A 20,635-nucleotide genomic window follows, 5' to 3' on the forward strand; every position below is an offset into this window, starting at 1 on the left:
TTATTTTTGTTAATTAAATTATATAACAAACTAGAAATCATGACTAAAAAATTATTTTTATTAACCTTATTGGTTTCGCTGTTTTTGAGTTTTTTATCCCATTCTCAAACAGTGATACCTGGAGACTCTTTGGTTTACGGACCAATGTTTAGCCCTATATATAATAATTCTGTAAGAGTTTGGATACTTACAAAAAATAATACTGGATCTGGAAATGTATTATCTCTTTCTTTAACAGGTACAACAACTCCTAATTTAGAATTAACTGGACAAGTTTATAATTCAGATGATAGATTAGGATATAGTTTAAGATCTTATGAATTTACAGGATTAACAGTTAATGAAACTTATTCTGCTAAATTATTAATCAATGGTATAACTTCTTCAAGAACAGCTACAATTAAAAATGAAAATCAGATTATAGATGATTTTGAATTTTTGTCTGGTGGATGTGGAAGAATTTATGATACAAGTCGTTGTATAGATTTACCAGAATCACAATTTCATATTAATGGAGACCCAGAAATGTTTAATGTAATGGCTAGTGAAGAAAGTGATATGATGATATGGTTAGGTGATGCGGTCTATTTATTAGGATTACAACATGCTATGGGTCAATGCCCTGATGGAATAGATGATTGGGCAAATAAAGATATGGCTTTTGAACGTTATATGTTTTTTAGAGGTTTTCATGATAATTTAACCATGGCAATGCCACAATTAGCTATTACAGATAATCATGATTTAGGACCCAATGAATTTGATAAAAATATGCCCACTATTGCTGAAATGCGTGAAATTTTTATGGATTGGTGGCCAAATCCTCAATATAATAGTACCAGTGAAGGACAAGGCTTGTTTTCATCTTATAAATATAAAGATGTAGAATATTTCTTAACAGACAATCGTAGTTTTAGAGATGGTACTACACAACATTTTGGACCTGAACAATTAGATTGGTTAAAACAAGCACTTTTAAATTCGACAGCTACTTTTAAAATCATTATAAATGGAACACCTACTTTTACACCCGTGGGAGGTAGAAATTTTAGTGTAAGTACTCAAGCTACCGAATTGTTAGATTTTATTCAAAATAATAATATAAATGGTGTACTTTCTTTAAGCGCAGATATTCATGAACAACGTTTTATGATAAGAGATAGTGATACAAAATATCCATTATATGATATATTATCTGGAAATATAAATTCAGATGTGGGGAGTGGGAATTACACTATTCAATATAATAGTAATACTATCGTGCAAGGGGTGAAACAGACTTATTTAAGAATAAATGTATTTGGTGATGTTGATGATAGAAGAATGAAAATAGAATATGTAGGAGCAGATGGTCAACCTTATTTTGAAGAAATTATTCATGAAGATATGTTAACTAGTCTGAATACTGATGCTTATAAATTAGGATTGCTTTTTCAGAATTCAATTGTAGATGTATCGACTTATGCACATGTTGCAAATGCCTCCAATTATAATTATGCCGAAGATAGAAATGGTATCCCAAATGAAGCCTTGCTATTAGATGCAACTACTTCTTTTGAAATACCTGCGAACAGTGCCTTACATTTCCAAAATCGTGCTTTTAGTTTGGCATTTTGGGTAAATCCAGCACTAATTTCATCAAATGGAGCTACAATATTGTCTAATGGGCAAAATGGTTCAGGAATTTCTTTTGGTATATCATCACAAGGAAATTTAACTTATACTGACCATGCTACCAATACTATTCGTGAAAGTAATTATAGTTTATTACCTAATTCGTGGTCCTATATAACTTGGAAATATGACAATGTAAAAAGAAAATTAATGCTTTATTACAATGGTTTTCTTATCCAAAGTTGGACAAATGTAGTATCTCCCATTTTATCAGGAGCCAATATAACTATAGGTAATAATTTTGAAAACAAACAATTTATCGGTCGTCTAGATGATATTGCGTTATATGGAAGATTAATTTCTGATGAACATATCCTTCAAGAAGCCGATATTCAGACAAATAGAGGTGGGGTTTTAAAAATGAATGCAAGCCAAATGGTTATTCCTGGAAATATAATAAATCCAGTTTTAACAGGAGATTTTACTATTGAATTTTGGGGGAAATTAAATAGTGACCCAAGTACAAATTATAAAATTTTATCAAGTAATGGGAGAGTAAACGGCAATTCTACTGGGCTATCTTTTGAATTTCCTGATAGCAATAAGCTAAATGTTGTTTTTGGAACTAATAGTTCAGGATGGAATGCAATTACTGAACAAGGGGAATCATGGAATATTGGAGAATGGAATCATATTGCCTTAGTAGTTTCAAATGCAAATGGAACCATTCAGTATTATCAAAATGGGAATTTAATAGGAACTGGAACATATACAGGCTATATTTCAAATTCTTGGGGATTAGGCTTAGGTTACAGCCCCTACTATAACAGTCCTGTACAAGGAGAAATAGATGAATTACATATTTGGCAACGTGCTTTGTCTCAAACAGAAATAAATGCACATAGACATTATTCATTAATTGGAAATGAAACAGATTTAGCACTATACTATGATTTTGACCCGTTAACACAAATAGATACCAATATTATTAGTAAGGGAAGTATAAGTTATGATATTCCTTTAGATGGGGCAACATTAATTACAGCAACTTCTCCTATTGGAAATATTGAATTAGTATATCAAGATGAAGTAAGTGGAAAATGGAGTAAGAATAATGTTGTTAACAATCATGGTTTATCTTTTCCAAATGCTATAACAACATATAATAGTAATATAATAATAGGTAAAAAAGCGGATAGTTCATTGGAAGTTATTCCTGGAATGACAGACATGTATTATGCTAATGGAGGATGGAAAATAGATCCATTAAATAGCCCTTTTGCTACATTAAAAATAAATTTACAGGAATGTTTAACGACACATGCAGATTCTATTGCAAATGTAGCAGGACAATATTATCTAATCAAAAAAGATCAAGTAACTAATGTTTTTTCAATCGTAAATAATGGTTCTTTTGATGGAACAAACATAACATTCTACAACGTTAATTTAGAAGAAGCAGTATATTATTTAGGATGGAAAGAAGAAAACTTTGTGCCTGGTAGAGGAGGAGCTTTTGTTTTGGCAAATGGACACGATGTTCGCATTCATTATACTCCTGTTGAAATTATTATGGGGGGTGCCCATACCTTTGAAATGTGGATAAATATTCCAGATGATCCTTCCGATAAAACAATTCTATCTAATCATGGAAGAATAAGCAATAATACAACAGGATTTACACTTGAATTAGAATCAAATAACACATTAAGTGCGGTTTACGGAACGAATACTAATGCTTGGACTAAAGTGAATACAGGAGAAGCACTACAAATGGGAGAATGGAATCATATTGCGGTTACAGCATTACCAGGTGGTGAAGTAAAAATATATCTCAATGGAGAATTAAAACAAAGTGCAAGTTTTGTAGGTTATGCTCCAAATAATACATGGGATTTTGCTTTCGGTAAAAGTATTAATTATGGAGGTCAAGTACTTTACATAGCAGATGAATTTCGTATATGGGATTTGGAAAGAACTCAAAACGAAATTGTAGAAGATATGCATAGAATTTTAGACTCTAATAATCCTAATTTACGTTTTTATTACACATTTGATCAAGAGGATAATGGTACATTAAACAATGATGGTACAAATGTAGCTGTAGTAACTTATACGAATGCTTCTATAATAGACTCCACAAGTCCTGTAGCTAACATTACACCTGATTTCAATGATACAGTTTCTGCTAGTTGGAGTTATATAAACGAACCTTACAGTGGAATATATGTAGGACAGAATATTACTAATTTTACTCAGAATGTAGTTTTCGGAAGAAATATTGATACTAGTATTTTAGAACTGCCAAATACTAGTGAAGAAACACATTATATAGCTGGTGGATGGTATATTAATCCATTAAATATTACTACTACTACAATTACAGTCGATTTGTCATATGTATTTGATAACGTTCAAATGATAGATGCTATTGTAGCTAATTATTTGTTAATCAAAGGAGATCCTCAAAGTAGTTATGAAACAGTAGGATATAATGCAACAGCCGTACAAGGTAAAGTAACATTTGATAATGTATCTTTAACCCCTGGAAATTATTACATAGCCTATGAAGTAGATACTAACGCTGCAATAATTGCACAGGGAGGAGTGCTTGAACTTAAAAATGAACATCAAGTTTATATTCCTAAAGACGGTGTCAATACAGCTCTTTCTGGAGCATTTACTATTGAACTTTGGGGTAAATTAAATACTACAGCTGGAGCAAATACTAAATTGGTTGGATTTACTAATTTTGGTGGAGGAGAATATGGATGGGAAATGGAATTTCTGGGTAATCAAACCTTGCAAACCATTACGGGAAAAGGACCATCAGGAGGTTGGAATACATTAAATTCTTCTCATGTTTGGAGTCTAGGAGAATGGAATCATGTTGCAGTAACTTTTGTACCTAATGGAGAATTTAAATTTTATATTAATGGAGAACTCGTAGATAGTTTACCTGTAACCACTTTTTATCCATGTAGTAACGATTTAGCATTTGGTAAAAACATTGCAAATAATGCGCCTATTAATGCTTCTATAGATGAATTTAGAATATGGACTTTTGCAAAATCTCAAGCAGAAATTCAAAATGATATGTATTTAACAATATCATCTTCAATGCAAAATTTAGCATATAATTATACTTTTAATCAAGCAGATAATGGTAATTTACAAAATTTTGGTTTAAACAATGTAACCGTTTCTTATACTAATGCAGCAATTATTCCAGCTACAACTCCAGTAAGAGATATGGAAACAACATTTAGAAATTTTGTAAGAGGCAATTGGAGCGTAATGAACGATACGAAAAACGGAATGTATGCCGCTACAACTATAACTGATAAGAATAGTAACTTGGTAATTGGTAGAGAAATTGGGAATGATATTTTACCAATTTTAGGCTCTACAACTACTGATACATTATATTTAAATAGTCGTTTTAAAATTGACCCTTTGTTTATCTCTTCTGGAAATATAAAAGTCGATTTAACCAAAATTTTTGGAAATTTAAATCAGTCTAATCTTATTGCAAATGAATACTACTTATTAATTGGAGATCCAGCGATTAACGTGGAGATTTTATCTACTGGAACTAAAGTAAATAATATCGTTTCTTTTGGCACTATACCGTTTGATGAAACACCAGTATATTTAGCATGGAAAAATATTAATGAGTACCCAACAGGAACTTTCCCAATTGCTTCCAATGGACTTTGGAAATACAATGATAATGGAATAGATTTAGGGTCCGATTGGAAAGATAATGCCTATGATGATAGTAACTGGGCTTTTGGTAATGCAATTTTAGGATATGGAGACGGAATCGAAAGCACTACACTCAATTTTGGTTCTGATACAAATAATAAATACCCAACTTATTATTTAAGGCATATTTTTAATGTAGATAACGCGGCACAATATGGAAATTTATTATTTAAAGTATTAAAAGATGATGGTGTGGTTGTATATGTTAATGGAAATGAAGCTTTCAGAATGAATATGCCACAAGGTTTAATTAATTATAATACACTTGCTTCAACGGCCATTGGAGGCACAGATGAAGAAGTATGGAATGAAATTACAATCTCAAATTTACTGCAAGATGGAGAAAACGTAATAGCCGTTGAGCTTCATCAAGCTTCTTTGAATAGTTCTGATTTACGATTTGACATGGAAGTAAATTTTCAGTTACCTGCAATTGAAGTAACCGATTTTCCGTTAGAAAAAGATCAGGAATGGTATTATTTTGATCAAGGTACAAGTTTAGATGCTACAAACTGGAATATGGTTAATTATAATAATCTATCATGGTCAAGAGGCTTTGCCCCACTTGGATATGGAGATACAGTTAATACAACTATTTCTTATGGCCCAAATGCAAGTAACAAATACATAACCTCTTATTTTTCAAAAGACATAATGGTAGATTTAAATAATCTTACAAATTTTGTAGAATTTGGATTAAGAAGAGATGATGGCGCAATTGTTTATGTAAACGGTGTAGAAGTATTTAGAAATAATATGCCCACAACAGGAGTAGATTATTTAACAACTGCAAGTACTACGATTGATGGAATTAATGAAAATATTTATTTCATAACAAGTGTTCCTAAAACTGTTTTCTCAAATGGAATTAATCGAATTGCAGTTGAGGTACATCAACAATCTATTACTAGTTCCGACTTACGTTTTGATATGTATATTAAAAATGTTCCTGATTGGAATGTAGATTGTTCAGCTTCACATATAGGATGTTTTACATCTATTCAGCCTACAGCTCAAACAAACCGATTAATTATATCTGAAGCCCATGATTTTCAATTAATTTTTAAGCAAGGTGATGCTTACATTTCTGGAACAGGAAATGTTCCAGGAAATAACGATTTTACGGCCTATATTGCCACAAATGGAAGTAGCGAAATAGGACATTTATCTGTTAATCATGAAAACACTCCGGGAGGTGTTTCTATGATTGATTTGCATTTGAATACAACTAATAAATTATGGGAAATTGATGATAGTAAACCAGTTGATTTTTATAATAATGCTTTAGTTACAACAAATAGAAACTGTTCAGGAGGAATAACACCATGGGGAACGGTAGTTACTGCTGAAGAGTCTACAAATTCTGGTGATGTAAATGGAGATGGATATCAAGATGAAGGTTGGTTAGTTGAAATAGACCCTGTAACAGCTTTAGTTAAAGATTATGGTAATGGTCAAGAAAAATTATGGGCAATGGGAAGAATGAATCATGAAAATGTAGTCATTTCTTCTGATGGAACTACAGCCTATTATGGAGAAGATGGAGGAACTCATTGTGTATATAAATATGTTATGAATACACCAGGTAACTTGTCTTCTGGAACGGTGTATGTTTTAAAATTAGACTTACCATTATCTGGAAATGACCCTAGTTCTTCAACTGCGCAATGGGTACAAGTGCCGAATAGTACACAAACAGATAGAAATAATTTAAGTACTGTAGCCGCTTCTTTAGGAGGTACAAATTTTAATGGCGTTGAAGATTGTGATATTAGTCCGTTAGATGGTAAAATTTATTTTGCAGCAAAAGGAAAAGATAGGGTATATCGTTTTAAAGATAATGGAACTACAATTTCTGAATTTGAAACTTTTGTGGGAGGAAAATCTTATGATATTGTTACTAATACAGGCACAGTTTCTGAACCATGGGGAGACGGAAATGATAACTTAGTATTTGATGATAAAGGAAATCTTTGGGTGTGTGAAGATGGTGGGAATAATTACATTTGGGTAGTACGTCCAGATCATTCACAAAGTAACCCAAACGTTTTATTATTTGCTTCAATGCCAGCTGGATCTGAGCCAACAGGTTTAACTTTTACACCTGATTTTAAATATGGTTTCTTTTCTGTTCAACATCCAAGTGTGAATAATGCTTCACAACCAGATGCAAAAGGTAATAATATAGTCTTTAATGCTTCTAGTTCAATAGTTTTTTCTCTCGAAGATAATTTAGGAATTCATCCATTAAGTAATGAACTGGTTGTACATGAGTCAGGAATTAATTTATATCCTAACCCTACTCATGGATTTGTAACGATTAATTTACCAGATAGTTATGCTTCAATGGCTGTTAATATTAAAATAATTGATTTATTAGGAAGAGAATTGCTTCAATTAAATCAGTTGCAATCTAATGCAGATAAGCAATTAAAACTAAATTTAGAAAAAATAATAGATAAAAATCAAATGGTCATTCTTCAAGTTGAAGTCGGTGATCATAAGGAAGAATTTAAAGTTTTATTTAAAAAATAAACTATAAATTAATATAATTAAAGGGGATTGATACTACACTATCAATCCTCTTTAATTAATGATTAGATTAAACTAAAAAGTAATATAGAGGTCTATTTTGAATGACTGTTTTAAATTTTAAATAAATTCATGTATAAGTTTATAGTTGTACTTTTATTGTTTATAAACACTTTGTTTTTTTATGCTCAAAATGCAAATCCGTTAGAAGAAATAGTTTATGACAATTTAGAGAAAGCGTTATTAGGTAAAAACGTAACCCAATTAAATTTAAGAGATAAAAATTTATTTTATATTCCTGATGAATTAAAATACCTAACCGAATTAAAGTTCCTTAATTTAATGAATAATAATTTAGAAAGATGGAATTCTTCAATTCTGTTATTAAAAAGACTCGAAGTACTTAATTTAAAACAAAATGCATTAAAATATATTCCAGATGAAATTGGAACCTTAAAAAATATAATCCGGTTAGATATATCAAATAATGAAATTAATAGGATACCCTATACCATTGAAAAACTAAAAAATATTCAATTTTTGCATTGTTCAGTTAATAGCATTACAATTGTTCCTGAATCTATTGGGAAATGTAATCGTTTAGAAGTTTTAGAATTAGCTCATAATCAATTGAGTTTTTTACCAGATGCTATTTCAAGCCTAACCCATTTGAAAACCTTAAATTTAGGTTATAATCAAATTAATGAATTCGAAGAGACTTGGTTGTCTCTGTCTAATTTAGAAGAATTAAATTTAGAATTCAACCAATTAAAAAAGATTCCTAATCAAATTGAATTCCTTTATAATTTAAAAGTATTAATTTTAAATAATAATAACTTAGAAATACTACCAGATCAAATTACACATTTAAAAAAAATAGAATTATTGATACTATCTAACAATAATTTTAAATTTTTACCCGAAGGAATAGAAAAATTAAGTAATTTGAAAACACTTATTTTAACTGGGAATCAATTTGCAACAACTGAAATACAAAAAATAAAAGAAGCATTACCCAATTGTCATGTTTATAATTAAAAAACCTATTCTGAAAAAGGATTGTCGGTCAGCGCATTGAGAAAAGCAATTATATCTTTGATTTCTCTTTTGTTTAAGTGTAATTTTTCAGAAGGTAAAGTTTGATTAGGTAATTCATACGATAATCCCATTCCAGAAGCACCACCTTCATTATAAAAATCAATAACTTCTTCTAAAGTTTTATAAGCTCCATTATGAAAATAGGGAGCTGTTAATTTTGTGTTTCTAACACTTGTGGTTTTAAAAGCATTTCTATAAATATCAAATTTATCAGTATAGTGATTATTTTTAAATCTGCCTAAATCAGGATCAATTTCTCCATTTCTTGATGCAGTAAAAACACCTAATACTTCACTTTCATTTTCTCTATAAAGAGGCGGAACAAGTCCACTAAAAGTGGGTGGAAAATGACAAGTTGCACAATTGGCTTTTCCCATGAAAAGATTAAAACCTCTTTTAACTTCTTCTTTGATATTTTTTGTTTTACCAATGATATACTGATCAAACTCACTATTAAAAGAACGTAGCGAAATTACATAAGATGACAAAGCAGTAGCAAAATGAGAACGAGTTATCGTTTTGTCTTTAGTTTTTATGAGAGATTGAAAATAGGTTGTATATGTAGTGTCGAGATTAATTTTTGCGAGTATTTCAGTATAATTTGTATTGAATTCTAGATGGTTTTCAATAACATGTTCAGCTTGTTCTTCTAAATCAAAGGCTCTTAAATCATAGAAAAAACGATCAGAAAAAACGGCGTTTATTAAAGTAGGAGAATTTCTGGAAACAGTTTTACCTTGGGTATTACTTAACGATTTTGGTAAACCATCAGTAAAAGCTAGTTTTGGATTATGACAACTGGCACAACTAATTTTTCCAGAATTACTAAAATTGATATCATAGAAGATTTTTTTTCCTAATAATCGCAATGAATCATTATCATCATCTTCTTTTAACAAAGTGTAATAGTATGGATTTAAAAAATTAGATGCAAAAATATTTTCACTCTTAGCATTCCAAGAAGGAATTTGTTTATATTTTTCAGAGGTTGATAAAATACCTAATTCGTTTTGCAGCATTAAAATGTCTTTATACAATGGATTAATATATGCTGTTAAAAAATGTAAACGATTCAATTGATTGAAATTATTATTTTTTTCTAAAAACTGAATGGCTTTTTCAAAAAGAATAATGGTAGATTGGTAGTTAGAGTTCCTTGTTTGTTTAATATAAAATAAAACTATTTCCTTTAAAGCATTTAATGATGTATGGGCTTCTATTATTGCCTGCATAGAACCAGGTGTGTCAAAGCCAGTTATTCCTAATGAAAAGATGCGAATTAATTCTAATCTAATAGCTTCAAGAATTTCGTAATCATAAAAATATTTTCGTTCATTAATAGCTTTTTGTAATGCACTAAAATCATTTTGTAATCTAAAAGTAAGTTGATTAATTAATTCCTTTTGAGTATTCACTTTTTCTGAGAATATGATTTCGTCTAAAACTTGAAGTCCTACAGGTTCTACAATTTCAGGTTTTCCTCTAAAATGATCTTTATCTCTATAATCTAATGGAATTTTTTCAGTATATTCTTTTACGGAAGTGTTATAATAACTTTTTACTTTAAATTTTTCATCTATTGGATTTGGGTTGCTATGTTTAAAAGGAGGACCATTTATGTATTCTTTAACATGTTCCGGATAATAATATTCCAAAATAAATTCTATCTTTTTGTATGCTTTACGGGTTTTAGTAAGTTGTAATTGGAGCGTTTTTAAATTGATACTATCTTCTTTAAATTCTAATCCATTTTTGTGTAGTAGAGTAATTTCATTTTGTAATGCTGTTACATTTTGGATAATTATTTCTTTTTGATTTTGAATCAAAATATAATCTTGTTTGTTATTAAAATCCAACATATCTGTATGAGGTAAAACAAATAAAATAAACAGGATGAAAAATATTGTAATTTTAAAAAAGGACATGTTTGTATTTTAATTTATGTTTTGTCTTTATTACTTATGCTATCTGATAAAGATTTTAAAAAAGCAATTAGTGCTTTTTTTTCATATTTTGAAAGGTATAATTTTTCAGGAGATAAAGTTTGATTTTTAACAGTATAACCTAAGCCTTCTCCACCACCTTCATTATAAAATTCTATGACTTCTTCTAGTGTTTTATAGGCACCATTATGGAAATAAGGGGCTGTAAATTCAATGTTTCTTAGGGTTGGAGTTTTAAAAGACTTTTCATAAATCCAAACATTTTCATAAGACACCGTATTACCCATTCTACCCAGATCAGAATCAATAGTTTTATATACTGCATTAGGATTTTCCAAAACGCCTAAAATTTCACTTTCACTTTCGTTATAAAATGGAGGAACCAATCCCGAAAAAGTGGGTGCAAAATGACAAGTTGCACAATTGGCTTTTCCCATAAATAAATTAAATCCTTCTTTAATTTCTGATGGAACAGAAGTATTTTCTAATTTAATGTATTTATCGAAAGGACTATTAAAAGAATGTAAAGATAAAACATAAGAAGCCAATGCTTTTCTAAAGTTTTCTCTATTTAATAATGTTTTTCCGAATGCTTTTTTACTTTTTATTTGATATTCTTTTTTAGCGTTAAGTCTTTCTAAAATACTATTGTATGAAGTATTAAATTCATCGGAACTGAAGATCACATGTTCAATTTGTTGTTCTAAAGTAAAAGCGCGTAAATCGTAAAAAAACCGATCCGAATATACTGCATTCAATAATGTTGGTGAATTTCTTACAACTGTTTTTCCTTGAATAGCACTTAATGATTTTTTATGACCATCTGTAAATGCTTTTTTTGGGTCATGACAAGATACACAACTTAAACTACCATTATTGCTTAAAATAGTATCATAAAATAAATCTTTACCTAAAGATCGTATAGCCGTATTATCTTCTTCATCTTTAATTTCAGTAAAAAAATATGGATTTAAAAAATCATTAGAAAAGAGAGAAGTACTTTTAGGGTTCCAAGCGGAAGTTGCTTTTATGATTTGTACATCCTCATTGTTGTTATATTGTTTTAGCAATTCTAATTCTTGGTATAATGGATTGAGAAATTCTTTAATAAAAGTAAATCTATCAAAATTCTCAAATGTATGTGTTTGGTTCAAAAAAGAAATTGCATTTTCAAATAAGGGAAGAGTATTGTTTTGTTTGTACTCTTTTTTATCTATTAAAAACAACTTCATTGCTTCTAAAACAACTTTCGACTCATTAATTCCATTTTGAGATCCTGGTGTGTCAAAACCTGTTATTCCTAATGATGCAATTCGTATCAATTCTAATTTCATCATTAAAGGTTGAATTGTAGATATCTTTGAAGTCGCTTTTATTCTATTGTATAACAACGAAAAATTGTTTTTAAGTTTGGTAGTTAGATAAGCAATTTCTTTTTTTGATGTGTTAGCTTCATTAGAAAAGATAAGTTCGTCTAAAATTTGTAACCCTTCTGGATTTATAACATTATGAGTTGTTCCAGTTTTTTCAACATGTAAAAGAGGAGCTCCATTAATCTTCGATTTTATAAAATCACTGTAATAGTATGCTAAAATAAATTCTATTTTTTTATATGCTAATCGAGTTTTTGTAAAATGAAGCTGTAAAGATTCAATACTATCGTTATTATTCTTGTATCCTAATGCAATTGCTTCTAAATTAGTTATGGCATCTTGACATGAATCTAAATATATTTCAAATCTTTTAGAAATTATTAGATATTCAGATTGCTCTTCTTGATATCTAAACGAGTTTAGTAAGAAGAGGATAGAAAAAAAAGTGAAAATAAGTTTTAAACTATAACTAGATTTCAAATGTTTTTTTTAAAAGTATATACAAAACTAAAGATCGAAAACTAACTGTATGTTATTATAGTATTACTAAAAATTTATATTATTTATTGAAATTGAAACATATAAAATTTTAACATAAGAAATCTTAGGAGATATAGTGCTTTAACTAGTTATAATAAGAGCCTGTATTTTTTACAGGCTTTTTGTTGCATTAAATCGTTTATATGCTATCTTCCAAAAAATCTACCTTCGTTTATATTCAGTTTTACATTCCATCCTTCACTAGGTTTTTATTCTAGATAGGTAAGATGAATTTTATAATTATTTGTTTTTCAGATGTTTATTTTTTATTGTTTACCTTTTGTCTACCTTTTTTAACAACATTTCTCATATCGTTTACTTAATGTATACATACTTTATCTTGAGGCTATTTCTTACTATTTTATTTTTACCATTCAATAGTATTACATGAAAAATAATGAAAAAACACGTCTTCAAAGACGGATTTCTTGCCTTATTTTTTATAAAAAAACAGCAAACAAACAATTAAAAATAAAAATTATGAAGCCTGAAACGAAGTATACTAAAAGTGGAGAAATTAATATTGCTTATCAAGTTTTTGGTTCAGGACCGATTGACCTGGTTTATATCCCAGGATGGGTTTCAAATATCGATTTAATGTGGGCTTGTCCAGAATTGGTTCATTTTTTAGAGGAACTAGGAAAAATAGCAAGAGTTATTTTGTTTGACAAGCGTGGTACTGGGCTTTCCGATCGAGTTGTTGACTTTTCTACTTTAGATGAACGCATGGACGATATTAGAGCTGTTATGGATACTGTTGGTTCTCAAAAAGCAGTTTTATTTGGTCATTCTGAAGGCGGCTCTGTATCGGCTTTGTTTGCTGCAACTTATCCAAATCGGACTATCTCCTTAATTACTTTTGGAATATTTGCTAAGCGCATGCGCGATTCTAATTATCCTTGGGCACCATCTACTGAAGAACGACAAAAGTTGTATGACATGATTGAAAACAGTTGGTGTGGTGGAGAAATGCAATTGGAAACATTAGTACCTTCTAAGGCTAATGATAAGGAGTTTATGGATTGGTTGGCTAGCTACTTTAGATCTGGAGCAAGCCCTACAGCAGCAATGAAACTTACTAAAATGAATACAGAGGTTGATATTATTGATATTCTAGAATATATAAAAGTGCCTACTTTATTAATGCAACGCACTCATGATATTGATGTGAAAATTGAGGAAGGAAAATTTATAGCTCAACATATTAGCGGTTCGAAGTTTGTTGAGTTTGATGGAGCTGATCACCTTTTTTGGGTTGGAAATACCCAAGAAGTTTTGGAAGAAATGAGAGGTTTTATTGGAAGTCTGCCCCCAGAAAAGACTACTAAAAAAGGACTTTTAACGGTCTTATTTGGACAAATTGTATCTTCTTTAAAAGTAAACTTCAAATTTGATCTGATTACAGAATTTGTAGCCAATTATGGAGGAGCAGTTATTCATAAAGATAAGAACTGCTTTGCTGTGGTTTTCGAAGTTTCAGGTAAAGCCGTTCAATGTAGTATCGATTTACTGAAGACTTTACAAGATATGGAAATATCAGTAGCTATGGGAGTTTATGTAAAAGAAGGTTGTAAAGAAATCGATAATTGTATAGACGAAAAGGATAAGCATATGGTTACATCTATACTTTCTCAATTAAATCCGAATCAAATTCTAGTGACCCAAACAGTTAAACATTTACTATCAGGATCTGGGTTCAATTTCAAGCAAGATACATCTATACTTAATTACAAGTCCAATGATTTATGTAAATTATTCGATGTAACAAAAAAACCGAAATTAAAAACTCAAAATGAAATTACTAAACCTTATGTTTTTTGTCAGTATGATTCATTCTTAGAAGATGCTTTACAGATTATAGATAAACATTTAGAGAATGATGGTTTTGGTGTAGAAATGCTCAGTAGAGAAATGAGATTAGGGCAACGACAATTGCAACGAAAGATTAAAGAAACCACTAATAAATCACCTAATCAACTCATCACTTCTATTCGTCTAAAAAAAGCGAAAGAAGCTTTAATGACTTATAATTACACAGTTTCAGAAATAGCTTTTCAATTTGGATTTACTAGTCCTTCTTATTTTTCCAAATGTTTCAAAAAAGAATATGGTATTTGTCCTACTTCTGTATTGCAAAAGTTTGAAAATAAATTAGAAAGCCTTCAGTTCATGATGTCGTAAATGTAATAGGATTATGCGGAATTATTACAGTAGATCGTAGAATTTACCTCTAATTTTGATCTTGTAATACTTGATATAAGGTATTCATTTTAATATAATTCAAACGCAATGATTCATACCACTCTTGGCATCTTAAAAGATAAGCTTAACGAATATTTTGGATTAAAAACTGAAGCAGAAAGCAATCTAATTAAGTTTATTGTCGCTAATAATAATGATCCTGTTACTTTTATTAATGATTCAGTAACTCCATTTTTGATTAACATTTCAGAAGACCGAAAGTTTAGAAATGCAGATATCTATTCGGGAAAGATTCAAAATGGGATACGTACGCAAGTAAATCCAGAAATAAGAATAGAACTTTTAGTTTTATTTGTCTCAAAATTTAACGATTATTCTCAATCTCTTAAATTTCTTTCTTATGTGATTAAGTTTTTTCAAGCAAACAGGGTTTTTACACAACAAAATACCCCAGAACTTTCTGATGAAAATATAGAAAAATTGACTATTGAACTTGTCACTCTTCCTCTTGAAGAGCAAAATCAAGTGTGGCATTCTTTAAATACCTCTTACTTACCTTCTGTTTTATACAGAGTACGTCTATTATCATTCCTAGATGATAGTACTATTGAGGCTGCTGGAGATCAGATACATAATTTGCAAATAAATATAAAAGAAAAAACAGTAATATGAGATATAGTGTTTGTTTTCAAATAGAAATTGTACATCCTTATTTTTCTGATAACGTCTCGGATCTCATTATTTTGCCAGATGCTGAAACAGCGCTGCTCTTAAGTAGTCGACGTTTTATCATAAAAAAAACAGCTAACGGAATAATGATTTTAAAAGTAGTTAATGAATCAGTTCTTACTGATGCTGTGTTAAAGGATTCTGTATTTGTTTTTACTATTTTTCCAACATCACATACTGTTAGAGAGTTTACAGACACTTCTATGGTTGAAATGGGCAACATGTTACTATTTTCTAATGAAGAATTAAGTAAAGGCGATTTAGAATTAACAAAGTTAGAAACCCGTCAAAAAGGATATTATCAAAATTTTCCTGCCTTAGCGAGAGTGGAAATAAAGGGAGAAGAAATTATCTCTCAATTAAACGGCTCTCCTCTTATGTATAAAGTTATTTTTCAATCAAAAGCAATCAAATGGAAATACTATTTTGTTTCCCAATCTGAAGCAACTGATTTGACTATTACATCAAGAGAGGAGCAACTCAAATTTATTCAACTAGAAATTAAGGAAGATTTTTCAGATAAAATAGTCCAATCTCTAAGGTTGAATTTTAAAGAGACTCAAATAATAGTTTTTGAATCCAATCATAACATTCCCTACAGTAAAACACCTATAAAGAATATAAATCTAAAACAAAATGGATTGATACTCATTAATCATTTACCAAACCCAGCTGTACAAGATAATGGTATTCAGATTATTCAAATTTAGTAGGCTATGAATACTTTAAAAGGAGTTTCAAATAATAAAAAGTCTTTAAAAATAAAATTGTAAACATTTAATAAACATTAATAAATATGTCTAATTTTTTTACACCCGATGTGTATACAGAGGAAATCCCTCTCTTACCACAATCAATAGCCGAAGTGTCAACAGCCGTTCCAGCTTTCATTGGCTATACTGAAAAAGCAACAAAAGAAGGAAAATCTTTAACTAATAAAGCGATTAGAATTTCAACTTTGTTAGAGTACAAAGAGTTTTTTGGAGGACCTAAATCGGTATCCTTTGATGTAACGGTTGCTAGTGATGATATCATAACAGATATTAAGGTTGAATCGTTACAAAATAAGCTATACTATGCTTTAGAACTTTATTTTAAAAACGGAGGAGGCGATTGTTATGTAGTATCTATAGGAAGTTATTTAGATACCTACAGCAAAATAGATTTTTTAAACGGTCTTGAAACATTATGTAAAGAAGACGAACCTACTTTAATTATGTTAGGTGAAGCAACTAATTTACAAGAAGCTGATTATTATGAAGTTTGTCAAGAAGCTTTAAAGCAATGTGCAGATTTAAAAGACAGGTTTTGCATTTTAGATGTTCAGAAAAATGAAGGAGATGTAATTGAAAATTTTAGAAACGGAATTGGAACTAATAACTTAAAATACGGGGCTGCTTACACTCCTTATTTGCAAACTTCTCTTAATTATGTTTATAAAGATACTGATGTTACTGTATCTACTTTGTCTTCTTCCACAGAAAGTAGTCTTAAGTTTGATTATGATAATACGATTACTATTATATATAAAGGGCCAGTAACTGATAATCCAAAATTTAGAATTAACAAAACGGGAACAACTTCCGATTTTTCAATATCGAGTACAAATCTTTTAACTATTTCGAATGTAGGAGAAGGAAAGTCAGTAGAAGAAATACTTGAATCATGGAGTAATTTTTCAGATAAAGGTAATTTTGACCTACTATTAATTACAGAAAATGCTATTGTAAAGTCTACCGAAACAATCTCATTAAGTGTCACAGGTAATGGCGAAACTTTCAAATTAGATAGTAAAAAGGGAACAGCACTATACAGTAAAATTATTAGTGAATTAACGAAGCAACGAATCATTTTACCTCCAAGTGTTGCAGTTGCGGGTGCTTATGCAACTACAGATCGTGAAAGAGGGGTGTGGAAAGCACCAGCAAATATAAGCTTAAATGGAGTTGTTGGACCTGTAGAAAAAATAACTTCAAAAGATCAAGAAAGACTTAATGTAGATACTACATCTGGTAAATCTATTAATGCCATACGTAGTTTTGTTGGTAAAGGGACCATGATTTGGGGAGCAAGAACATTGGCAGGAAATGATAATGAATGGCGCTATGTTTCTGTACGTAGATTGTTCAATATGATTGAAGAATCTACAAAAAAAGCGGCTCAATTTGCTGTTTTTGAATCTAATGATGCTATTACTTGGTTAAAAGTAAAAGCTATGATTGAAAGTTTTCTTTATGGTGTTTGGCAACAAGGTGGATTAGCAGGTTCTGTTGAAAGTCAAGCTTATTTTGTAAACATAGGGTTAGGTAAAACTATGACGCAACAAGACATTCTTGAAGGGAAAATGATAGTAGAAATAGGGTTAGCAGCGGTACGTCCTGCGGAATTTATTTTATTAAAATTCTCACATAAATTACAAGAAGCATAACCTAACAGTCACTAGTAAAATAATAATATAAAAAAATAAATCATGGCTTTAACAAAAGAACAAATTAAAACCGATTATCCACTTCCTATTTATAATTATAGAGTAGATATAAACGGAGAATCTATTAGCTTTTCAGAGGTTTCTGGGCTAGAATTATCTTTCGAAACGTTCACTTATAAAGAGAGTTACGCTTCGGGAGGAAAAGTAGGTCCTAATATTATGTACATGCCTGGGCAAATTCAACCTGTTACTATTTCTATGAAAAAAGGATTAGTAAAAGGAAAAAGTATTCCAGTTTTTTATAATTGGATCAATGCTATTCAACTCAATCAAGTTGAGAAAAAAGATATTGTAGTGCATTTGTTAGATGAAACAGGAGCTACTGTTGTAAGCTGGAAAGTAATTGATGCCTTCCCTACAAAACTTACAGCACCTTCTTTTGATGCTAATTCAAACGATGTTGGGATTGAGTCCATGGATTTAATGGCCTATCGAGTAACTATGGAAGAAGTTTAGTTCAAGTTGTTAGACTTTACTAGATAAATTTCTAAATGATATAAAAATGACTTTTAATGGCACTAGATAAAAAAACAATTATAGATAGTTATCCATTACCAGTATATAACTATCAGGTAATCATTAATGGTAGTGAGGTAATGTCTTTTTCAGAAATTTCAGGATTAGAAATTGAACGAGAGCATGTAGTATACAAACATGGATTTAGTTGGCTTGTGGGGAATCATTTGATTCGTGCACAGCAGAAACCAATTAATGTTAGTTTGAAAAGAGGAGTTGTTAGACAGCGAAGCTATTTATATGATTGGATGATGTCTGGTATAAAAAAAGACATTAGAATAGAACTGTGCGATGAAACAGGTATTGCAGTTGTAAGTTGGGAAGTGTCACGAGCACTTCCCCTAAAACTAGACGCACCTTCATTTGGAGCAAGTACTAATGATGTAGCGATAGAAAGTTTAGATTTAATTGCTCACGATTTAAGGATAAAATATAATAAAGATTAGGATATGTCAGACATATTAAAAGCAATAAATTTTGCAGACAGAGAACCTACATTATCACATAGGTTTGGTGTGTTTTTCTTAACAGGAGGTATCATGCCAAATCCAATAGATTTAAGGTTTCAAAGAGTTAGTGGTATTAGTACAGAAGTACACTTAGAAACTATTAATGAAGGTGGGGAAAATTTACATTCGCATCGTGTGCCTGGTAGAATGAGTTATAACAATTTAGTACTAGAACGCGGATTTATAGCTAGTGAAATACCTTCTCCATTAAATTTAGAGTTTAATGCCGCATTTTCATTTTATAAGTTCTATCCATCAGATGTATTAATTACAATGTTTAATGAGAGTGGTGTGCCTATTGGAGGATGGCTTTTCAAAAAAGCCTATCCTGCAAAATGGTCTGTGTCAGATTTAGATGCTCAGTCTAACTCGGTAGCTGTAGATACCATGGAATTAGCTTATACTAGGTTTCAAATTTTAAGATTATAAAATGGCTGTAGAAATTAAAGAAATAATAATCAAAGCTATTGTTTCTAGCAAGGCGCCATCAGGAGCAGAAAACAGTCAAGGGTATTCTAGTGCTAGTAATAATGAAATTGTGATCCAAGAATGTGTAGATCAGGTGTTAAAGATATTGAAAAAGAAAAATCGTAGATAGTATGTCAATAGTTGCAAAATTAAATCCATTTAAACTTCAAAAGCTGAGAATTTATTCTTATGAGACTGCCACAAGAGAAGAAAGGACTAAAAAAGTGTTTGAGGTTATGTTCAATCCAGAATCTGTACAAAAAAAATATAATAACAAATACCTTAATGCACCATTACATGTTTCAAGTCAAGGTTCAGTAGATTATTTAAATAGTGAACCAACATCAATAAGTATGAAACTTATTTTCGATGACACCCAAGTAAGTGAAAATGCACATGTAATAGGGATAAATAAAATTTTTAATAACCATAAAACCGTATCAGACAGGATTGATGATTTTTTAAAATTTATTGTAAGAAGAAATGGTTCAACCCATGAAACACCACATCTTACCATTAGTTGGGGTAAAACTTTAAATTATCGATGCAGACTTACATCTTTGGATATTAATTACACTTTGTTTGATAGAAATGGTAATCCATTAAGAGCTGAGTTATCAGTATCTTTTATCGAAGATGATTTGCCAGTTGCACAAGTTATAGATGGAGAATTAGAGTCACCAGATTTAACACATTATAGAATAGTAAAAGATGGAGATCAATTGCCACTTATGTGTGAAAATATTTATGGTTCACCCAATTACTATATGCAGGTGGCACGTGTTAATAATTTAAAAGATTTTAGAAATCTTAAACCAGGACAAGAAATTTATTTTCCTCCAATAGAAAAGTAAA

The 20,635-nt window shown here is 30.2% G+C and carries 13 protein-coding genes; 11 read left to right on the plus strand and 2 right to left on the minus strand.

The window, feature by feature from the left end; all coding sequences use genetic code 11:
• Nucleotides 1-39: 39 nt before the first annotated feature.
• Together CX675_RS06590 and CX675_RS06595 are read left to right on the plus strand one after the other, a co-directional pair.
• Nucleotides 40-7,917, plus strand: coding sequence for a LamG-like jellyroll fold domain-containing protein (locus tag CX675_RS06590; protein ID WP_130734434.1), 7,878 nt, complete (start codon nt 40-42; stop codon nt 7,915-7,917).
• Between the two features lie 129 nt (nt 7,918-8,046).
• Nucleotides 8,047-8,952: a leucine-rich repeat domain-containing protein gene (locus tag CX675_RS06595; RefSeq protein WP_130734435.1), complete on the plus strand. Its 906-nt coding sequence runs from the start codon at nt 8,047-8,049 to the stop codon at nt 8,950-8,952.
• Nucleotides 8,953-8,957: 5 nt separating this feature from the next.
• Here the strand turns inward: CX675_RS06595 and CX675_RS06600 are convergent, their stop codons facing one another.
• Both CX675_RS06600 and CX675_RS06605 read right to left on the minus strand, forming a co-directional pair.
• A complete protein-coding gene (locus tag CX675_RS06600) occupies nt 8,958-10,871 on the minus strand; it encodes a cytochrome-c peroxidase (protein WP_165395988.1) in 1,914 nt (637 codons plus the stop codon).
• 80 nt (nt 10,872-10,951) lie between these two features.
• Complete coding sequence (locus CX675_RS06605) at nt 10,952-12,808, minus strand: cytochrome-c peroxidase (protein WP_130734437.1); 1,857 nt, start codon at nt 12,806-12,808, stop codon at nt 10,952-10,954.
• 540 nt (nt 12,809-13,348) lie between these two features.
• Between CX675_RS06605 and CX675_RS06610 the strand changes: the two genes are divergently transcribed.
• The 9 genes from CX675_RS06610 (at nt 13,349) to CX675_RS06645 (ending at nt 20,634) form a co-directional block, all read left to right on the plus strand.
• On the plus strand, nt 13,349-15,049 hold the full coding sequence (locus CX675_RS06610) for an alpha/beta fold hydrolase (RefSeq protein WP_165395989.1): 1,701 nt from the start codon (nt 13,349-13,351) through the stop codon (nt 15,047-15,049).
• A gap of 108 nt (nt 15,050-15,157) precedes the next feature.
• A complete protein-coding gene (locus CX675_RS06615) occupies nt 15,158-15,742 on the plus strand; it encodes a DUF4255 domain-containing protein (RefSeq protein ID WP_130734439.1) in 585 nt (194 codons plus the stop codon).
• Nucleotides 15,739-16,509: a hypothetical protein gene (locus CX675_RS06620; protein WP_130734440.1), complete on the plus strand. Its 771-nt coding sequence runs from the start codon at nt 15,739-15,741 to the stop codon at nt 16,507-16,509. The genes CX675_RS06615 and CX675_RS06620 overlap by 4 nt, the downstream gene beginning before the upstream one ends.
• Nucleotides 16,510-16,595: 86 nt before the next feature.
• Nucleotides 16,596-18,227 carry a phage tail sheath C-terminal domain-containing protein gene (locus tag CX675_RS06625; protein ID WP_130734441.1) on the plus strand — a complete coding sequence of 544 codons (1,632 nt, stop codon included), beginning with the start codon at nt 16,596-16,598 and terminating at the stop codon, nt 18,225-18,227.
• A gap of 42 nt (nt 18,228-18,269) precedes the next feature.
• The gene (locus CX675_RS06630) at nt 18,270-18,743 is read left to right on the plus strand and encodes a phage tail protein (RefSeq protein WP_130734442.1); all 474 of its coding nucleotides are present in this window, start codon (nt 18,270-18,272) and stop codon (nt 18,741-18,743) included.
• 56 nt (nt 18,744-18,799) lie between these two features.
• Nucleotides 18,800-19,249, plus strand: coding sequence for a phage tail protein (locus CX675_RS06635; RefSeq protein ID WP_130734443.1), 450 nt, complete (start codon nt 18,800-18,802; stop codon nt 19,247-19,249).
• Between the two features lie 3 nt (nt 19,250-19,252).
• Entirely contained in the window at nt 19,253-19,741 is a 489-nt protein-coding gene (locus CX675_RS06640; RefSeq protein ID WP_130734444.1) for a phage tail protein, read from the plus strand.
• Between the two features lies 1 nt (nt 19,742).
• Nucleotides 19,743-19,910, plus strand: a complete 168-nt coding sequence (locus tag CX675_RS19745; RefSeq protein ID WP_165395990.1) for a DUF5908 family protein — start codon at nt 19,743-19,745, stop codon at nt 19,908-19,910.
• Between the two features lies 1 nt (nt 19,911).
• Nucleotides 19,912-20,634, plus strand: a complete 723-nt coding sequence (locus CX675_RS06645) for a hypothetical protein (protein WP_130734445.1) — start codon at nt 19,912-19,914, stop codon at nt 20,632-20,634.
• Nucleotide 20,635: the final 1 nt, after the last annotated feature.

This window comes from Flavobacterium sp. J27 (genome assembly GCF_004303025.1).
Taxonomy (GTDB): Bacteria; Bacteroidota; Bacteroidia; order Flavobacteriales; family Flavobacteriaceae; genus Flavobacterium.